This is a genomic window from Candidatus Aciduliprofundum sp. HYA1, from assembly GCF_056175085.1.
Map to the genome: position 1 here is coordinate 441160 of NZ_CM149694.1, position 18330 is coordinate 459489.

Annotated in this window: 22 protein-coding genes and 1 other RNA gene; 13 read left to right on the top strand and 10 right to left on the bottom strand. The window is 45.8% G+C overall.

Features of this window, described 5'->3' with window-relative positions; all coding sequences use genetic code 11:
- Window position 1: 1 nt before the first annotated feature.
- The 3 genes from AC0S1O_RS02525 to AC0S1O_RS02535 are packed head-to-tail and all read left to right on the top strand — an operon-like array spanning window position 2 to window position 3194.
- Window positions 2-1498, top strand: coding sequence for a carboxypeptidase M32 (locus AC0S1O_RS02525; RefSeq protein WP_475394504.1), 1497 nt, complete (start codon window positions 2-4; stop codon window positions 1496-1498).
- Between the two features lie 56 nt (window positions 1499-1554).
- Window positions 1555-2382, top strand: a complete 828-nt coding sequence (locus tag AC0S1O_RS02530; protein WP_475394195.1) for a diacylglycerol/polyprenol kinase family protein — start codon at window positions 1555-1557, stop codon at window positions 2380-2382.
- Entirely contained in the window at window positions 2382-3194 is an 813-nt protein-coding gene (locus tag AC0S1O_RS02535; protein ID WP_475394196.1) for an isopentenyl phosphate kinase, read from the top strand. Before AC0S1O_RS02530 ends, AC0S1O_RS02535 begins: the two co-directional genes overlap by 1 nt.
- Window positions 3195-3211: 17 nt before the next feature.
- Here the strand turns inward: AC0S1O_RS02535 and AC0S1O_RS02540 are convergent, their stop codons facing one another.
- Window positions 3212-3481 carry an HU family DNA-binding protein gene (locus AC0S1O_RS02540; RefSeq protein WP_475394197.1) on the bottom strand — a complete coding sequence of 90 codons (270 nt, stop codon included), beginning with the start codon at window positions 3479-3481 and terminating at the stop codon, window positions 3212-3214.
- A gap of 168 nt (window positions 3482-3649) precedes the next feature.
- On the opposite strand from AC0S1O_RS02540, the gene AC0S1O_RS02545 reads away from it, so the two are divergent.
- Window positions 3650-3952, top strand: a complete 303-nt coding sequence (locus tag AC0S1O_RS02545; protein ID WP_475394198.1) for a ribonuclease P protein component 4 — start codon at window positions 3650-3652, stop codon at window positions 3950-3952.
- On the opposite strand, the gene AC0S1O_RS02550 is transcribed toward AC0S1O_RS02545, so the two are convergent.
- Entirely contained in the window at window positions 3953-4186 is a 234-nt protein-coding gene (locus AC0S1O_RS02550; RefSeq protein ID WP_015283136.1) for a hypothetical protein, read from the bottom strand.
- Window positions 4187-4275: 89 nt separating this feature from the next.
- Here AC0S1O_RS02550 and AC0S1O_RS02555 point away from each other — a divergent pair, with 89 nt between their 5' ends.
- Genes AC0S1O_RS02555 through AC0S1O_RS02575 form a run of 5 tightly spaced genes read left to right on the top strand, consistent with a single transcriptional unit; the run spans window position 4276 to window position 7908 of the window.
- Window positions 4276-5214, top strand: coding sequence for a potassium channel family protein (locus tag AC0S1O_RS02555; RefSeq protein WP_475394199.1), 939 nt, complete (start codon window positions 4276-4278; stop codon window positions 5212-5214).
- The gene (locus AC0S1O_RS02560; protein WP_475394200.1) at window positions 5211-5831 is read left to right on the top strand and encodes a potassium channel family protein; all 621 of its coding nucleotides are present in this window, start codon (window positions 5211-5213) and stop codon (window positions 5829-5831) included. Before AC0S1O_RS02555 ends, AC0S1O_RS02560 begins: the two co-directional genes overlap by 4 nt.
- Window positions 5810-6586, top strand: coding sequence for a polyprenyl diphosphate synthase (uppS, locus tag AC0S1O_RS02565; protein ID WP_475394201.1), 777 nt, complete (start codon window positions 5810-5812; stop codon window positions 6584-6586). The genes AC0S1O_RS02560 and uppS overlap by 22 nt, the downstream gene beginning before the upstream one ends.
- Before the next feature lie 4 nt (window positions 6587-6590).
- Window positions 6591-7235, top strand: a complete 645-nt coding sequence (locus AC0S1O_RS02570; RefSeq protein ID WP_475394202.1) for a 2,5-diamino-6-(ribosylamino)-4(3H)-pyrimidinone 5'-phosphate reductase — start codon at window positions 6591-6593, stop codon at window positions 7233-7235.
- Window positions 7222-7908 (top strand): metallophosphoesterase, encoded by a 687-nt coding sequence (locus AC0S1O_RS02575; RefSeq protein WP_475394203.1) that lies wholly within the window; start codon window positions 7222-7224, stop codon window positions 7906-7908. Before AC0S1O_RS02570 ends, AC0S1O_RS02575 begins: the two co-directional genes overlap by 14 nt.
- Here the strand turns inward: AC0S1O_RS02575 and AC0S1O_RS02580 are convergent.
- Both AC0S1O_RS02580 and rph read right to left on the bottom strand, forming a co-directional pair.
- A complete protein-coding gene (locus AC0S1O_RS02580) occupies window positions 7865-8527 on the bottom strand; it encodes a class II glutamine amidotransferase (RefSeq protein ID WP_475394204.1) in 663 nt (220 codons plus the stop codon). The two genes, AC0S1O_RS02575 and AC0S1O_RS02580, sit on opposite strands and share 44 nt — an antisense overlap.
- Complete coding sequence (gene rph / locus AC0S1O_RS02585; protein ID WP_475394205.1) at window positions 8520-9224, bottom strand: ribonuclease PH; 705 nt, start codon at window positions 9222-9224, stop codon at window positions 8520-8522. The genes AC0S1O_RS02580 and rph overlap by 8 nt, the downstream gene beginning before the upstream one ends.
- A gap of 64 nt (window positions 9225-9288) precedes the next feature.
- Here rph and AC0S1O_RS02590 point away from each other — a divergent pair, with 64 nt between their 5' ends.
- The 3 genes from AC0S1O_RS02590 (at window position 9289) to AC0S1O_RS02600 (ending at window position 12466) form a co-directional block, all read left to right on the top strand.
- Window positions 9289-9678 (top strand): hypothetical protein, encoded by a 390-nt coding sequence (locus AC0S1O_RS02590; RefSeq protein WP_475394206.1) that lies wholly within the window; start codon window positions 9289-9291, stop codon window positions 9676-9678.
- A 147-nt stretch (window positions 9679-9825) separates the two neighbouring features.
- A complete protein-coding gene (locus tag AC0S1O_RS02595) occupies window positions 9826-10248 on the top strand; it encodes an Hsp20/alpha crystallin family protein (RefSeq protein ID WP_475394207.1) in 423 nt (140 codons plus the stop codon).
- Between the two features lie 31 nt (window positions 10249-10279).
- On the top strand, window positions 10280-12466 hold the full coding sequence (locus tag AC0S1O_RS02600; RefSeq protein ID WP_475394208.1) for a CDC48 family AAA ATPase: 2187 nt from the start codon (window positions 10280-10282) through the stop codon (window positions 12464-12466).
- 8 nt (window positions 12467-12474) lie between these two features.
- Here AC0S1O_RS02600 and AC0S1O_RS02605 read toward each other — a convergent pair whose 3' ends face one another.
- The 3 genes from AC0S1O_RS02605 to AC0S1O_RS02615 are packed head-to-tail and all read right to left on the bottom strand — an operon-like array spanning window position 12475 to window position 13805.
- Window positions 12475-12723, bottom strand: coding sequence for a DUF4405 domain-containing protein (locus AC0S1O_RS02605; protein WP_475394209.1), 249 nt, complete (start codon window positions 12721-12723; stop codon window positions 12475-12477).
- Window positions 12720-13076 (bottom strand): hypothetical protein, encoded by a 357-nt coding sequence (locus tag AC0S1O_RS02610; RefSeq protein WP_475394210.1) that lies wholly within the window; start codon window positions 13074-13076, stop codon window positions 12720-12722. Before AC0S1O_RS02610 ends, AC0S1O_RS02605 begins: the two co-directional genes overlap by 4 nt.
- Before the next feature lie 9 nt (window positions 13077-13085).
- Window positions 13086-13805, bottom strand: a complete 720-nt coding sequence (locus tag AC0S1O_RS02615; RefSeq protein ID WP_475394211.1) for a DUF2202 domain-containing protein — start codon at window positions 13803-13805, stop codon at window positions 13086-13088.
- 177 nt (window positions 13806-13982) lie between these two features.
- Here AC0S1O_RS02615 and rnpB point away from each other — a divergent pair.
- An RNA gene (rnpB, locus tag AC0S1O_RS02620) (RNase P RNA component) lies at window positions 13983-14346 on the top strand.
- A 5-nt stretch (window positions 14347-14351) separates the two neighbouring features.
- Here rnpB and AC0S1O_RS02625 read toward each other — a convergent pair.
- The 3 genes from AC0S1O_RS02625 to AC0S1O_RS02635 are packed head-to-tail and all read right to left on the bottom strand — an operon-like array spanning window position 14352 to window position 18309.
- Entirely contained in the window at window positions 14352-15716 is a 1365-nt protein-coding gene (locus AC0S1O_RS02625; RefSeq protein WP_475394212.1) for a transporter substrate-binding domain-containing protein, read from the bottom strand.
- A gap of 37 nt (window positions 15717-15753) precedes the next feature.
- On the bottom strand, window positions 15754-16179 hold the full coding sequence (locus AC0S1O_RS02630) for an Lrp/AsnC family transcriptional regulator (protein ID WP_475394213.1): 426 nt from the start codon (window positions 16177-16179) through the stop codon (window positions 15754-15756).
- A gap of 30 nt (window positions 16180-16209) precedes the next feature.
- Window positions 16210-18309: a DEAD/DEAH box helicase gene (locus tag AC0S1O_RS02635; protein ID WP_475394214.1), complete on the bottom strand. Its 2100-nt coding sequence runs from the start codon at window positions 18307-18309 to the stop codon at window positions 16210-16212.
- Window positions 18310-18330 lie beyond the last annotated feature (21 nt).

The following is an 18330-nucleotide window of genomic DNA, read 5'->3' on the forward strand; positions in this document are numbered from 1 at the left end:
GATTCAAATGGTGTTTGAGAATGAGGTAATAAGGAAAATTCTTGAGAAGTACAGGAGAATCTGGGCCATCGGCCATGCATCCTCGGTGCTTGGCTGGGATATGGAGGTTAACATGCCCAAGGAGGGCATAACTGAAAGGAGCGTTGCCGAGGGAGAACTTGCAATCCTGTCCCAGGAGTTTCTTCTTAAACCGGAATTCGTGGAACTTGTGAACCGTGCCGACGGTATTGAGGGACTCAACGAGTACGAAAGAGGAGTTGTCAGGGTGTTAAAGAGAAGAATAAAGATTGAAAGTTCATTCCCTCCAGAGTTTGTCAAGGAATTGAGCGAGACAACGAGCAGAGCTACCGCCGTGTGGAAGGAGGCCAGGGAGAAGAACGATTACGACAAATTTGCGCCTTGGCTCGATAAAATAATGGATTTAGGAAAGAGGGCTGCGGATTATCTCGGCTATGAAAAGTATCCCTACGATGCCCTGCTGGACCTCTTTGAAGAGGGCCTGACAACCGAGGATGTTGAGAGGATGTTTGATGTGGTTGAAAGGAAACTCAAACCCATACTTGACAGAATTTTGAGCGAAGAGAAGGTTCCAAGGGAGCATCCCCTTGAGAAGCTGAAGTACGAGCGTGCGAGCATGGAGAAGGTGAACAGAAAAATTTTGGAGATGTTTGGATTTCCTCTGGGTGTGCGCTCCCGCATGGATGTTTCTGCCCACCCATTCACCACCGAGTTCGGTCTGAAGGATGTGAGAATAACCACAAGGTACGAGGGAGTTGATTTTCGCCGCACTATACTGAGCACTGTGCACGAGTTTGGCCATGCCCTTTACGAATTGCAGCAGGATGAGAGATTCATGTTCACACCCATAATTGGAGGAGTGTCCCTGGGTATTCACGAGTCCCAGTCCCGGTTCTGGGAAAACATTGTTGGAAGGAGCATGGAATTTGCAGAACTGATTTACCCTGTTCTGAATGAAAACTTGGCAGGCATAAGGGATTACACTCCTGAGGACATCTACTGGTACATGAACATTGTGCGTCCGGATTACATAAGGACGGAGGCGGATGTTGTGACCTACAATTTCCACATACTTCTTCGCTTCAAACTGGAGAAGATAATGATCAACGAGGGCATTGATGCAAAGGATCTGCCCGAACTGTGGAATGATGAGATGGAGAATCTCCTGGGAATAAGACCGAAGAACTATGCGGAGGGCATACTCCAGGACATACACTGGGCCCATGGCACAATAGGTTATTTCCCAACCTACTCCATAGGTACAATGCTGGCAGCCCAGATAGCAGAGCATATGAGAAGGGACATAAATATAGAGGATTCAATAAAGAATGGCAATTTCCAGCCCATAAAGGACTGGCTCAGGGATAAGGTCCACAGGTACGGCTCAATCTATCCTCCAAAGGAGCTTTTGAGAAAGAGCCTTGGAGAAGATTTCAATCCGGAGTACTTCATAAGGTACGTGGAGTCAAAGTACCTGTGATTTTTGCGAAAAATTATATACTTCCTCTTTCATATCTTTTTTAAGGAGGCTTAAAAATGGGTTTGCTTGCTTTCATAGGGATACCGATAGTGGAGGATATAATTTCCTTTTTCATAACCCTCGTGGCAATTTTTGCACTGATAGGCATAAACGATAAACTCAGAAACTCGGGGAAACTGAGCATCAACGTATCCAGAAAGGTCATACACACATTTGCAGCACCGATTTATGTGTTTTTCTTTCCCTTTTACTCTGGCTCCTGGTATTCGCCAATCATAGCCTCCATAGTGCCCCTCATTTTCGCCTTGAAATTTCTAACAATTGGGCTTGGGATATCAAAGGACGAGGCCTTTGTCAACACAATGTCCCGCTCTGGAGATCCCAGGGAGTTGCTCAGGGGAACCTTCTACTACACCCTGATAATGATCTTCGTCTCACTTCTCTGGTGGACACATCCCCTTGCACTTGTATCCTTCTCCATCCTTGCCTTCGGTGATGGTTTTGCCGATATAATTGGAAGGAATTATGGGAAGAGGAAGTTGAAGGTTCCTGCAGGAACAAAGACAATTGAGGGCTCCCTGCTCGGAATGTTTCTTATTGGATTTGTGCTTACTTTGTTCATGATTTTCCTTTACGGATTGATGGGTGCGGGCGTTTACTCCTCCGGAAATCTTGTATACACCTACAGCATTGGAACTGTGGCCCAGTGGTTTGTGCCCATTTTGATCATCTCCATAGTTGCCATGGTAGTTGAACTATTCAGCCCCCACGACGTGGATAATATAATCATACCAGCTTCCGTGATTGTGGTGGGGATAATACTGATCGCTCTGGGTCTCTGGCCGGGAATACACACCTTCTGGGAACCCTTCTGGGGATTGTGATGCCCGCCCTTCCCCTTCCCGATCTTACTGTTATAAAACTCGGAGGCTCGGTGCTCACCGATAAGGCCAGGCCATATTCCTTGATGGAAGAGAGAATTAGGGAAATTGGGAGGGAACTGGGGGAGGTATTTGAGAGAATGATAATAGTGCATGGTGTGGGCTCCTTCGGTCATCCTCCGGTCAAGGAATATCATCTTTACAGGGGTTATGGGCGCGAGGAGGATCTGATAAACCTTGCCCATACCCAGTCCCTCGTTTTTATTCTGAGAACAAAACTGGCGGATGCCCTTCGGAGCCAGGGCATACCGGCCATGATATTCCTTCCCAGCAGCGTTACTGTTGCTGAAAACGAAAAAATAAAGGAATTTTACAGCGAGCCCATTGAGAAATTTCTGAATCTTGGCATGGTGCCTCTGATAGGGGGAGATATGGTGTACGACGAGAGTAGGGGTTTCTCTGTTTGTTCGGGAGACACCATTGCCCTGCACCTGGCAGCAAGGTTGAATGCAAGACGCTTGATCTTCGTCTCCGATGTGGATGGAATTTACACCGATGATCCGAAGACCAACGAGAATGCCCGGTTGATAAGGGAGATAAGCTTGGATGATATACAGAACAGGGCCCATATATCTGGTTCTGCTGGGATAGATGTCACCTCCGGTATGAAGGGCAAGATTGAAAAATTAAAGAAATATGCGCATCTCCTAAAAGATACGGAGATAGTATTTCTATCAATGATAAATTACGGGAATTTGATGGGATATGTGCTTGGTAAAAGTGCAAAATTTACAAGGGTGAAAATAAAAAAATAGAATGGATTTTAAAATATTTAGAGGTACTTTATCTTGCTGGATGCCCTGAACACAAATTTCTTCTTCTCAGGAACGTTAATAACTTCCTTTGTGCGCGGGTTTCTTGCCTTTCTTGCCTTCTGGACACGGCGTTCAAATATTCCAAATCCAACGAGATTTACCTTGTTTCCTTTGTTCACCTGCTCAACGACCTGCTTAATAAACTCCTTTATCACTGCTCTTGCCTGCTTCTGACTCACTCCAGTCTCCTTGGCAACAGTTTTTGCCAACTCACTAATTCCTACCATTTTTCGTCACCCCAATGAAGGTATTGCCATTCTTGTATAAATATTTTTTTGTTAGAATTACATTGAGAAGCCGTGTAGCACGCTTTTATAAATTTATTTACATTTAATCGATTATTCGCAAATGCTGTAAATGGCAAAGTTTTTTAATGTTGTGTGCGTAGAGATTGTGTGAATCAAAGGAAAAAATACATGCAGCGAATTGCAAGGGAAAGGATAAAAATTCTTTACGAACTGGCCCGGAATGAGGCCATGGAGGGCGATGAAGAACTTGCCAGAAGGTATGTGGAGCACATTTTGAATTTATCTCGTAAGTACAACGTGCGTCTTCCAAGGTATATGAAGATGAGGATTTGCAAGAAATGCCATAGTTTACTGCTACCCGGAAAAACGGCGCAGGTGAGACTTAAAAAGGGAAAGGTTGTGATAAAATGCCTTAAATGTGGGACTTACAAAAGATATCCCTATAGATGATCATTCCGATATTGTTTCCAGCTGGAACAGGACGTTGTATCCCCTGAGTGTTTCGTGCACCTTATCTGCGAACCAGATTGCGTCCTTCACCGTTGCCCCATTGTCCCATTCATAGACCATATCGTAGGTACCAGTTATTGGCTTGAACCCAAGAGACTGTAGTCTGCTCATGATCTCGCTGGGGTTTGCTCCTTCGCTGTTGAAGGTTATCTTTAGGTAAGTTTTCATTCCCATAACGTGGGGGAATTGCATAATCAATATTTATTAATTTTCCCTACAATATCAGGGATAAAATCTAAATTGTTGATGATTATATACTCCCGATGATTTCATCATTTCCTCTCAAGAACCGCCTGATTCTCTTCATCCTTATGGTTATAACCACCATACTGCTGGGAAGTTTGGGCTATGTACTCATAAAGGTTTTTGTGGAGCATCAGAGTGCGAGCCTTACCAATGCCATATACTTCAGTGTTGTCACCATATCCACCCTGGGTCATTATCCTGCAGGTGTGGACCTGCAAAGCGAGGTGGGTAAGTGGTTCACCATAATTTACCTAATCTTCGGGCTTGGCGTGATTTTCGGGGGTATTCAGGCACTTCTTGGTCCCTGGATAGAGTTGAAGGTGAAGAGTGCGGTGCATGGTGAGAAACTGCCAGTTCCGGAGGACGCCCATATTATAATTGCAGGATACAATGATGTGGCGGATATAATAGTGGAGGAACTGGATTTGCTGGGCATACCCTTCGTGATCGTGGATGAAAATGCCCCTTCAAGTTACCCAGCCGTGATTGGCAAACCCACAGAGATGGAAAATCTTATGAAGGCCAACATAGGCAGGGCCAGAGCCCTGCTTGCAATAGGGAGCAGCGAGAATAATACCGTTACCACGCTCACGGCGAGGAATATGAATGAGAGATTGAACATAATAGCCCTTGCCGAGAATGCAGGCGCAGGAGATATACTGAAAAAGAGTGGGGCAAATTTTGTGATAAGAAAGGACGAAATAATAGGTTCCTTCATATCTCACTGGGTGAACGAGGATCTCACCCATCAGTTTACGGGGGAGATATTCAGGGACACCCAAATTTTGGAAAAAAGAATTGAAAGTGAAACCACAGTGATGGAAATGGGTAAGGGGATGAAGAATGCCATCATAATAGGGGTTTACAGGAGTGGGGAGTTATTTGTAAATCCAGCCCCACAGTTCATGCTCCATCCAGGAGACGTGGTTATACTTTTGAAGGGGGTATCTGGATGATATTATGTGGTTACAACGATTTAACCAGGCGACTTGGAGGCACGATTATAGATGAGAATGCTGAGGGGGAGGGGGTAATAAGGGGAGACCCCTGCAGGGAGGAGGTGCTCTTGAAGGCAGGAATTGAGAGGGAAAAAGTGCTCATTGCCGCCACTGGAAGTGATGAGAAAAACATATACATAACGCTTCTGGCAAAGAAACTCAATCCGGGGATAAAGGTGGCGGTCATAGTTAGTAGGGCTGAAAATGTCAGAAAGGCCTATCAGGCAGGCGCTGATTATGCTGTGCTTGAGAGTGAGATTGTTGGTAGGGAGATTCTTAGATTCCTTCTCTCCCCCAGAGTTGCCTCTTTCGTAGATAGAATAATGATTTCCGGAGATTTGAGGATTGTTGGATTGAACCTGCCCGATAGGTACTCCGGCAAGAGAATAAAAGACACGGATATACGCAGGAAAATTGGAATTATTGTGGGTATAAAGAGAGGTGATAAATTTATAAAGAAACCGGGTCCAAATGAGGTGCTGAGGAAGGGCGATGTGCTCATATTCATCCTCCAAGGAAAAGAAATAAATAAAATAAAGGGAATAATGGGGCAATGGATTTTACCCAAGGACTAGTGGAAACTGCCTACAAGGCGTACGAGAAGAAACTTTTGAAGATCGTGAAGGAGGGAAAGATCCCGAGGCATGTTGGCATAATCATGGATGGAAATCGCAGATTTGCAAGGGAACTGGGTATGAAGCCCACAGATGGACATATGAAGGGTCGTGATAAGTTGGAGGAGGTAATTGACTGGTGCAGGGAGGTTGGTATAAAGATACTCACTGTTTATGCCTTCTCCACAGAGAATTTCAGCAGGAGCCGTGAGGAAGTTCTTGAATTGATGCGCCTTTTTGTTGAGAACCTGAAGAGGGCGGCGGATGACGAGAGGGTGCATGAGAATGGGATAAGGATAAGGGTCATCGGGCAGAGGGAGATTCTCCCAGAGGACCTGCAAAGGGCCATATATTACGCGGAGGAGAGAACGAAGGATTATGATAAGTTCTTTTTCAACATAGCCATTGCCTACGGTGGAAGAGAGGAAATAGTGAAGGCCATAAAGGAGATTGCCCAGGAGGTGAAGGAGGGCAAACTCAAAATTGAGGATATTGATGAAAATGAGGTCAGAAAGCACCTGTACACCGCAGAACTGCCGGATCCGGATCTGATACTTCGCACATCTGGCGAGGAGAGAATAAGCAATTTTCTACTTTGGCAGAGCGCCTACAGTGAATTTTACTTTGCAGACATCTACTGGCCCACGTTTCGTAAGATTGACTTTCTCAGGGCCATAAGGGATTACCAGTTGAGGCAGAGGCGGTTTGGAAGGTGAGATCATGCGTCCCAGAATAATTGTGAATGCAGCCATGAGTGTTGATGGAAAGATAGCCCTTGTTGGGGGAAAGAGGATAAAGATAAGCGATGAAGAGGATTTCAGAAGGGTTCATTACCTCCGTTCCTCGGTGGATGCCATTCTCGTGGGAATAAATACGGTGCTCCTTGACAATCCGAAACTCACAGTCAAGGAGAAGTTTGTGCCAAATGCTAAAAATCCTGTGCGCGTTGTTCTTGATTCAAGATTGCGCATTCCTGAGAATGCGAGGGTTCTGAATGATTCGGCACCCACAATAATTGCCACCACAAGGGATGCTCCTTCAAGAAATTTGAAAGCCGAGATAATAAGATGCGGTTCAAATCGTGTGGATCTGCATTGCCTCATGGAAGAACTCTGGAAGAGGGGGATAAGGAGTGTGATGGTTGAGGGGGGAAGCACGGTGATTTCCTCTTTTTTGAGGGAAGGTTTGGTTGATGAACTCAACGTATTTGTTGGCTCTATGATCATAGGAGGAGATGCCCCCTCCCTTGTATCGGGGAAGGGTGCCAGATTTGCGGAAGAAGTAATCAAATTGAAATTGCTGGAATGCAAACCCCTTGGATACGGGGTGCTCTTGCGTTACGGTGTGAATCATGAAAGTGGATAGAGATCGTGCCATCTACCTTGAAGATATAAATTCGCTGGTTATTGCAGATCTTCACATAGGTTACGAGGATGAACTTCGTGAGAGGGGAGTAATCGTGCCTCCCATCTGGAGGAGTATGAAAGGAAGAATAATCACTTTGATGGAGCGGTATGGTGCGGAGCAACTCATAATATTGGGTGATGTGAAGCACAGTATTTTACGCACCCCCCGAGAATTGAATGCTTTTTTTCAGGATCTTCCATACTCCATAACGGCAGTTAAGGGCAATCACGATGGTGGTATTGAGGAGATGGTTGATTTTGAAATCAAACCCGCAACGGGGTTTCGTATGGGTAAATACGGATTCATACATGGACACTCCTGGCCTGAGGAGGATGTTATGACAGCCGATATCCTCCTTATGGGACATATGCATCCGGAGATGGAATTTTTTGATTCTGTGGGTAAATCAAGCAAGATGCCATGCCTCTTGCGTGGAAATTTAAGTGATGAGGGTGTGAAAAAATATGGGAAGAATGTAAAAATAGTTGTGCTCCCAGCATTCAATCCACTTGTTGGTGCGGCCCTCGGTAAACCTCTTGGGCCACTTTTCCGAAATAAATTGGTGGGTGAGATGGAGGTGTATCTTCTCAATGGCACATATCTGGGAAAATACAATCTGAAAGAACCTTGAGATTTTTTGAGATTATAACCATCTCCCCGTTTCTAATCTCTCTAAATCCTGCCCCCAGATTCTCCGTGGAAATCACAATTTTACCCGAATCTTCCTTTATGAATATGGTGTAGTAATCCTCCGCTTTTCTGGCCAACCTGAACACGTGGAGATCTCCGTCCCTGTACATCACAAAATTCAGGGATGTGAATTCATAATTTTCCACTATGCGTTTTAGCCCTTCTTCAATTCCCTGGTCAAGCAGGGTGAGGAAGAAACTCTCAGTATCTGTATCTCCCACAGCCCTGGGATGTCTATGGATATGAAGCACTCCATTGTGCATGAATACAGAACCCCCGTGTACGAAAGGGTGAACGTTATCAATTCTCACAGAAGCCCCGGTTTTTCCCCTTTTTCTTGCGTGAAAAAATGCAACGTGCCCCTTTGGTATGGAACCTTTGAAATCCCATGCGGGTACGGTCTTTCTGTAATAATGCTCTCCCTTTTCCGACAGTATCCAGTATCCAAAGCCATCCCTGTGGGGCGCCTTCTTTCCCCCAATTGCCTGTTTTTTCAGGAAATTAAAATATTCGCGTAAATTGATATCCTCTCTGGACAATACGGCCACGAATCTACACATTAAGGGCCTCCTCTTGCTTCTTGAATAATTCTTTTATTCCCTTCTCTGCCAGATCCAGAAGAACGTTTAGCTCCTCTCTGCTGAGTGCCCTTCTCTCAGATGTGCCCTGAATTTCTATGTACTTTCCCTCCTCGTTCATTGCCACGTTGAGATCCACATCGGCCTTTGAATCTTCCTCGTAGGCGAGGTCCAGCATGGGCTTTCCCTCCACAATACCAGCGCTGATGGCTGCCACCTTGTGAATTATTGGGTTTTCTGCTATCTTTCCCTCCCTCATAAGCCTTCTTACAGCCAGGGATAGTGCAACGAATCCGCAGGTTATGCTCGCGGTTCTTGTACCCCCGTCTGCCTGAATAACATCACAATCAATCCATATGGTTCTCGGGCCGAGTTTTGTTAGGTCCACGGCTGCACGGAGAGTTCTTCCGATAATCCTCTCTATTTCTTTGCTCCGTCCATTCACATGGCCCCTATCGCGAAATATTCGTGTATCGGAGGAGCCGGGGAGCATAGAGTATTCGGCTGTGAGCCACCCAGAGTTCTGGGCCTTCAACCAATCGGGTACGCTCTCGATAACCTGTGCAGAGCAGAGAACAACTGTATCTCCCTGCCTTATGAGTGCAGAGCCGTAAGGTTTTTTCTGAAAGTTAGGCACAATTTCAACGGATCTTATCTCATCAAATTTTCGGGTTCTCATCCCATGCACATGGGAATGGCGATAAATAATTTTTTGATGGCAAATATTAAATAAGAGCAAAATTATGAACATAGTGATGAAGGGTGTTGAGAAGGTGGGGGAATCGCTTGATATGGCCATAGTTTTGTCCATATTTGTGGCAGGCATAAATGCACTGTGGGGCATACTCCTGCTACCCTGGGGACTTGTTGGCATAATCTTTGCATTTGTGGATATTTTCATAGCGTTTCTCTCAAGGAGTACCAGAGATTTGTATTTGCAGGGCAATTATCTGAAAACAAGAGATAATTTGAAAATTCTCTGGCCATTGGGAATATTCTTTGGACTGGTATTTCTGGGTGTTTATTTCTACCTTATCTACCTCTCTGTGGATGATCTCCTGGTGAGAAGTCATCTTATACGGGATGTTGAAGACCTGCCAATGTTCGCATCTCCCAAAATTCCACAAAAATGAAAATAGGGGTTATTTCACAAGGCGTTGATTCTCTCATAGATACGTCTGTTCCTGCCACGTCTTATCACGTCAAATTAGCGAAAATTTTATATAGAAGTGCTGTATATGAGAAATTGGTAATCAACTAAAAGTTGATAACTGGAGGTGATGAAGATGATATTCGGAGACAGGGTATTCAAGGACATGTACGACATAATGACGGAGATGGAGAGGGAACTCAACGCAATGCGCAAGGAGTACGCTCAGGATTATAAGATGCCTCTGGTGGACATATACGAGACGGATGATGAGCTTGTGGTCATAATGGAGCTTCCAGGGGTTCGCAAGGAGGATATAAATCTCAACGTCTCACCCAGCAGCGTTGAGGTCAGTGCAGAACTCACAGAGGAGTCAGAGGAGCAGGTTAAGAAGTACCACAAGAAGGAGAGGGTCATAAGGAGGTACTACAGGAGCATAACCCTGCCGATGAAGGTATCCACTGAAAATGTAAGGGCGAAGTACGAGAACGGAATGCTGGTCATCCGCTTCAAGAAGGAGGCCGGCGAGAAGAGGAGGGTGGAAATTCAATAAATTTTCCACTCTTTTTCTGGAGGTGATTTAAATGAAGAATGGGAAAAATGATGGTATGGTGGTTAAGGTAGCGGAGGCCCGCTCAAGGGACGTGGGCCGGGGCATAGCGAGAATAGACCCCGTCATATTTGAGAAGATGGGTCTTATGCCGGGAGATGCCATAATAATAGAGGGGAAGAAGAAGACAGCGGCAGTTGTCATGCGCGGTTATCCCGAGGATGAGGGTTCCGGGTTGATAAGGATTGACGGTTACACCAGGAGAAATGCAGGAGTTGGCATTGACGATAAGGTTAAGATAAAGAAGGCCATGGCAACTCCCGCTACCCAGGTGACATTTGCTCCAACTCAACCTCTGCGACTCATGGGGGGCGAGGATTACCTCAAGAACCTTCTTGAGGGGCGCGTGATAACGAGAGGAGATGTGATAACCATAAACGTGATGGGCAATTCAATAGATCTCATAGCCACGAGCGTAAAGCCGGTTAAGGAGGTTGCTTTAATCACCCAGAACACGGAGATAAAGATAAGTGAGAAGCCCGCAAAGGAGGGGACTGGAGGAATTCCAACTGTGACATACGAGGATATTGGGGGCTTGAAGGAGGAAATAAGGAAGATACGCGAAATGGTTGAACTGCCGTTGAGGCATCCCGAATTATTTGAGAGGTTGGGCATAGAGCCACCAAAGGGAGTGCTTCTCTATGGACCTCCTGGAACGGGCAAGACGCTCTTGGCGAAGGCGGTGGCCAACGAGGCAAATGCGCACTTCATATACCTCAGCGGGCCTGAGATAATGAGCAAGTACTACGGGCAGAGCGAGGAGAACATAAGGGAGGTATTCAAGGAAGCGCAGGAGAATGCGCCAAGCATAATATTCATAGATGAAATAGACAGCATTGCACCGAAGAGGGACGAGGTCAGCGGTGAGGTGGAAAGAAGAGTTGTAGCTCAACTTCTCGCACTCATGGACGGACTTGAAAGCAGGGGCAAGGTTGTTGTTATAGGTGCCACCAACAGGCCAAATGCCTTGGATCCGGCGCTGCGCAGACCTGGAAGGTTTGACAGGGAGATTGAGATAGGTATACCGGATACCAAGGCCAGAAGGGAGATACTGGAGATACATACCCGCGGAGTGCCTCTTGCAGAGGATGTTGATCTTGACAAATTGGCAGATATGACCCATGGGTATGTAGGTGCCGATCTCGCCGCTTTGGTTAAGGAGGCAGCAATGCGTGCCCTCAGGCGAATAATGCCAGAGATAGATATGGAAATGGAGAAAATACCAGTGGAGATACTTGAGAAAATAGAGGTCACCTGGGACGATTTCATGGATGCCTACAGGGAGATGCAGCCCAGCACAATGAGGGAGGTACTCATAGAGAAGCCCAATGTGCACTGGGATGATATCGGGGGGCTTGAGGATGTGAAGCAGGAGCTTCGCGAGGTTGTGGAATGGCCTCTCAAGTATCGCAAACTCTTTGCCCATATGAAGGTGAAGATACCCAAGGGTATACTTCTCTACGGCCCACCCGGCACGGGCAAGACGCTCCTTGCAAAGGCAGTTGCCACGGAGAGTGAGGCCAATTTCATAAGTGTTAAGGGGCCTGAATTCCTAAGCAAGTGGGTAGGAGAGAGCGAGAAGGCCGTGAGAGAGGTGTTCCGCAAGGCGAGGCAGGCCGCACCTGCTGTCATATTTATAGATGAAATAGACGCCGTTGCTCCTGTGCGTGGTATGGATCTCGGCACGAGGGTCACAGAGAGGGTGGTATCTCAACTCCTGACCGAGATGGATGGCCTTGAGGAACTGCACAATGTGACCGTTATAGCGGCCACTAACCGCCCAGATATGCTTGATCCTGCATTGCTACGCCCTGGAAGGTTCGATCGCCTAATATACGTGCCCGTACCAGATAGGGAGGCAAGGAAGGAGATATTCCGCATACATCTCCGCGGTAAGCCCCTGGCCGAGGACGTGGACATAGAAGCTCTGGCTGATAAGACAGAGGGATATACGGGTGCGGATATAGAGGCGGTGTGCAACGAGGCAACCATACTTGCACTTAGGGAGTACATACAGAGCGGAAAGGATCCTGAAAATCCAAAGGATGCGAGAATATCAATGAAGCACTTTGAAGAAGCCTTAAAGAGGGTAAAACCGCTGAGCAAGGAAGAGAAAGAGATGTACGAGAAGATGGCAGAAAGGTTCAGAAAGGGGGAGTAATTCCCCCTTTATTTTATGGAAAAGTACCTTTTTAGAGGCCTTCTGTTAAGATAGGTATGGATTACAAACATTCCGGCAGTTGCAAACCCTGCATAGGTGTGTATGATGATCAGTGCCTCTTTACCATATTCTGCACCTACCCTTCCCGATGGAATTAGGTAGAGGATAATTCCTGTAAGAATGAGAATCAATGCACCTATGAACATACCGATGACAACGAATCTTCTTATGTTGTACTCAACGGGATTTTTCATCATCCTTCCTCCTTTGTAGCGGTTGATCCATCTTCAAATATTATTTTCTCTGCGGTTGCGCCCCACCTGGGATTGGTTGTATAGTACACATTTAAATTCTCTCCAGGGTGGATGAATTGGAGTAGTTCTTCGGAGGTGTAGGATTTACCTCTGTATTCCCAGTTTCCCTTGACGTACACTGTTTTACCATGTATTGTGATATAATTCACTCCTACCCTTTCAACCTGCCCACTTACAGAGCCGTACTCCTCTGAGCCAAATACGGCATTGCCTATGTATCCACCATAAAGTGGAAATAGGGCAAGGATAACGCCCATCAACACGAAGATCCACAGTGCTTTGTCTCCTTGCTGCATTTATGACCCTCAGGGATTTCCTCCGTTTATTATGCGCTGATATTCCTCCTGTGAGAGGTACACAGGTTTATAGGTGTAGTTGTACATCTTTTCAAGGGTGGACACGAATGCCCTCAGATGATTTGCAGAGCCATTTATCAAAAAGGTGTATACGTATTTTATATCCTCGTTGTTGGTTAGGCCTATCCAGTGCTGTATATCCACAATGTCCAGCTCTTCAATGTTGGCACCAACTATCAAAGCTTCTTCCTCACTCTTGTTAACCCTGCTCACCAGTTCCCAGTAAAGTTTTTGAATGGTTGCGTTCTTAAATACACCCTCTGGCTCTCCAGCGGCGGGATCGCTTATGTTGTATTTTTCAAGAAGCACGGAGACCAAGAAAGTATGTGTGCTCTCTGATTCTGCTATGTTCTGAAATATCCTGATACCATATTTGTTGTAGGCGTATATGTACACATCATGGGCAAGTTTTTCCTCTTCCCTCATATACTTCATACCCGTGATTTCTGTGGAGTTAAGTTTTTGGTATGGAAGGGACATGATGTAGCTCTTCATCTCATCCCAGTTGCTTCCAGAATTTCCAGAACTCCCAGAGCCTCCAGATCCTGCGCTTGGATTTGGATTGGTGTTTTCATTTGTGTTCTCACTGGCAACGTACCAGTAAGCGCCTCCAGCCACAATGGCTGCCACAAGCCCTATGGCTATTATGTATTTCATTCCTTTATTCATCCTTTATCACCACTACACCCACAGTCTTTTTTTTTAAATGATTTATGGTACAATCCTCGAATAGTGGTACAAAATTCGAACATTCGAAAGTGTTATATATTACGATACCTAGAATGTTGGGGCCAAGAGCCAGAGGGCGGCCACGGGAAGCGGATGCCTGCGGCCCTAAATTCAGGGAAGGGTTTGGAAAGGGAAACCGCAGGTGTCCCTTCCTGAGGAAAGTCCCCCCTCCATCGGGCAGCCGGCCCCGCGCAAGCGGGGGTCCCGAGAGGGACGGCAACGGAGCAGAAACGACACAGCCCGTGGGGCAGGATGATTCCCTGCGGATGACGTTCCCATGGGAGTTGATGAAACGGCCGACCCCGGCGGAGCAAGTCCAAACCGTCCCGGTGAGTTGCCCGACGAGGGACAGGTAGGACGCATAGTCGGATGCCGCCAAGGAGATACCACGGTTCCCAGTTCAATCCTTACCAAAGGGAAGAGGGTTGAGGGAGAAACCGTAGGTGTCTCCTCAACAGAAGGGGGCTTACTCCTGGCACTTGGCCCCTACTTTGGCTCTTCCTTCAGTATATTTGCCATTTTTTCTATTTCCTTTTTGATTATTTCTTGCATATCTTTGCTCTCCATATCTTCCGATGCAAAAACCAGATTTTGAACGGGATTTCTCAGGGCATCAAGCATATTGTTCAAAAATTCAAACCTCTTCTTCTCCTTGATCTGGAGGATTTTCCTTTCCGTTATATCTATCAGGCTTATTATCTTTCCATTGGCATAATCTATGGATTTTGATAACACCCACTTAATTTGCCCAGTTCTTGTTTTTATCTCCACCTCTCCTCCCCTAATGAATTTTCTGAAAATTTTTGTGGAGTTTATCTCTCTGAAATTGTAACCAAGGATTTTAAGGGCTTCCGGATTGGCGTAGATGCATTTGTCCCCTTTTATGTACAGCAGGCCAATGGGCATGTTCTCCATAAGGGTATTGGAGAGTTTTTGGAGATTTTCTATTCTTCTGCTCTGCTCTCTGACCCTCCTCCTCTCCCTAATATATCTCACGCTTATGTAACCGATGGTGCTCACAGATATTCCAAGAATAAGGGCTACAGCGTAAATGTAGAGGGGAATGCCTGTGGATGTTTGCGGGTTGAACCATTTATTATAGATTTCCGTGTACTCCCCAGAATCCTTGATACTGTTTATTCCCATGTTCAGTTCATTTACAAGCCAGGGCTCACTTTTTTTCACGGCTATTGCCAGGGGCATTGAAAAGGCCTGAATGTTTGTAAGAATAACATTTTTCAAGTTCATCTTTGAAATGTAATAGGAGCAGGTGTGAATTTCGTATAGAAATAGATCAACACTATTGCTATTAACGAGTTTCAAGCCTTCCTGGGGTGTGTCCACCTCAACGATGTAGAGATTCCTGTGTGTTTTGTTCATCCACTCCAGGGCGAAATTCTCAGTTATATCATTTTTCACGACGGCAATTGTGTGATTGGCAATGTCATTTATACTTCTTATGGGTGCCATGGATGCGCGCTGGAAAAAATTGAAGTATATGTGCTGATAAATCTGGGTGAAGAGGAAGGTTTTGTTTCTCTCCTTTGTTGGCACCATTGCCATCAGGGCATCTATTTGCCCAATCTTTAGTTTGTATATCAACGAGTTCCAGGTACCCGGGACGAAATCAAAGGTTATATTTGTGTACTTTTCCATGGCCTTGAGCATATCAATGTTGAATCCCGTGGGCTCATCGTTCACCATGTAGGAGTAGGGAGGAATGTTTACATCAACCCCAATTTTAATGTCTCTTTCGGATTTCTGAGGAATGGAGAGAGCCATTCCTGAGTAATACAGTGTGGAAACAAGAAGTAGTGTGAGAACAATCAATGCTATTGAACGCCCTTTCATTTCAATAATAAAGTGAAGGGAGCAATATAAAATTTTCTCAACCCTTGAGTTTTTGGAGAACTACTGATGATTTTACCTTCTTTACCCCATCAATTTTTCCGATTCTCTCTGATATTAATTTTGCCAGATGCTCCCCATTTTCAGCCCATATCTCAACCACTATCATATTCTCCCCGCTTGTCATATCCACGCACCTTACTTCCTTCATATTTTTGAGCGTCTCTGCCACCTTGTAAAATCTATCCGATTCGGTATCTATTCCAAGTATGGCCACGCATTTATAGCCCAGGGAATGGGGATCAACGCATATGGTATAACCCCTTATGACTCCCTCCCTTTCCAGGTTCCTGACTCTCTTACGCACGGCGGTGTCACTGATTCCCAAAATCTCGGCTATTTTTGAATAACTCATGCGGGAGTCCTTTAGGAGCAGTTCCACGATTTTTCTGTCTCTATCGTCCATGGAATCACCGTCTCCGGGATATTATCTTCTTTATTTTAAAACCTCTCCCTTTGCCTGTTTTAAAATCTGCTGGGCCAGCTTCTCACCTATCCCTGGAATTCTGGTTAACTGCGAAACCTTGGCCTCGCGCAGTTTTTCAATGGAATTGAAGCCATAATCGAACAACCTGCGCGCTCTCACACGGCCAACACCCTTTAAAGAGACGATGGGTAGCAGTTCCTCTCTAACCCCATACTTAACCCTCAACCTCAATTTCTCTACCTCATGAACGTGGGGATATTTGAGAACCTTTCCTATCTCTGCAAAGGCGTAAAGAAGCCAGTCCGTTATCTCTACCCTTCCATGAATATCACCGGGACCTACATCGTACCTGCCTATGAGCATGTCCTGAGATACCTCGTTTGTCCAGTCCATAATCATCAGGGCAGTTTTGAGTGCTCCAAAGAAGGTGTCCTGATCCACATCAAATTCATCAATTGCAAGATTGTGGGTGTAGGCCACGGGGAGAAGTTCGGACAACTCGCTCTTCTTAGCCCTGATCGGAATGATATCCGGAGTGCAGGCAATGGTGTGCAGAATGCAGAATTCATCATATTCCTCCTGATAACATTTTTTGAAGAATATTGCCGTGTATGGGTCAATATACAAATCTGAAACCCTCTTTCCAAGAGGGGTTGCGAGTATCAACCTCTTTCGGGTTATGAATTCGTTATACTCAAGAAAATCCAAAACGTGCTCAATTTTCTTATTCAGATATTTCACAGGCATTTTGAACCCGTAGAATGTTTTTGAGAAGAAATCAAACAGTTCCTCCTCCTTGTTCACCATATCACTTGCAATCAGGGCGAGAATGTGGATTCTCAACGCTGCATCGTTTGAAAGTTGTGATTCTATATCCTCCGTCTCTCCGCGAATATACATCTCCATATACTCCATGGCCCTGTTGGCGCTCCTGGCATAGATTATTCCCTCCCCATACCTGTCGTATTTTGGTCTTCCTGCGCGGCCAAGCATCTGCTTTACCTCCATTACGGGTATGTAAACGCTTGTGAACCCATCGTACCTTGTAACATCTCTCACGATAACCGTGCGAGAGGGCAGATTTATTCCCGCCGCCAGGGTTGGAGTGGCAACTATCACCTTGAGCCATCTGCCCTTAAATGCCCTTTCGATGGCACTTCTCTGCCTGTTGCTTAATCCAGCATGGTGGAAGGATACCCCATGCCTTATCATTTTTGAGAGTCTCTCTCCGTAAATGGTGTATTCATCCTCCTGCAACTCCATGGATATGGCCATAAGTGCTTCCCTGTCCTCATTGCTTAAATATTTATCAACCCTCCTTCTCAGTTTTTCTGCAAGGGATTCAGCGGATTTTCTTCGATTTACAAATATGAGCACCTGTCCCCCAAGTTCAATGCTCCTCCTTACAAGGTTTCCTATGTTTATGCCATCATGGGGCACGTTTAAGGTTTCACCATCCTCGAAGAGAAGGGTATCGTCAAAGTATACACCCAGTTTCAAGGGCACCGGTCTGAACTCGCTATAAACGTGCTCTCCCTCAAGCCAGGACGCAATTTCCTCAGAATTTTTTATTGTTGCGGAGAGTGCGATTATTTGAGCCTCATCATTCACATCCCTTATTTTTGAAATCACCATCTCAAGGGTTGGGCCACGGGTTGGTTCTCCCATGAGATGGACCTCGTCCACTATGACCACGCCGAGGTTGTACGCGTATTCTATGTCATGGCGAAGGATGGAATCCATTTTCTCGCTGGTTGCAATTACAACGTCGTAGTTCTTCAGGTACCCGGAGGGGCTGTCATAATCTCCAATGGCCAGTGCAACACGCATTCCAAATCTTTCAAATCTCTTCAACTCCTCGTATTTCTCCATTGCAAGAGCCCTGAGCGGCACGATGTATACGCTCTTGAGCCCCATTTTGAAGGCCCTTAAAATGGCAATGTATCCCACAAGGGTTTTGCCGCTGGCAGTTGGAATGGCCACAACAAGGTTCTTCCCTTTGAAAATTTTTTTTATGGCCTCCTCCTGGGGAGGATAGAGTTCTCTTATTCCCTCATCCTCAAAAACCTGTAACCACTCGCGGTTCAAGGGGATATCACTGATTTTCACGGTGGATTAATCTCTTATGGC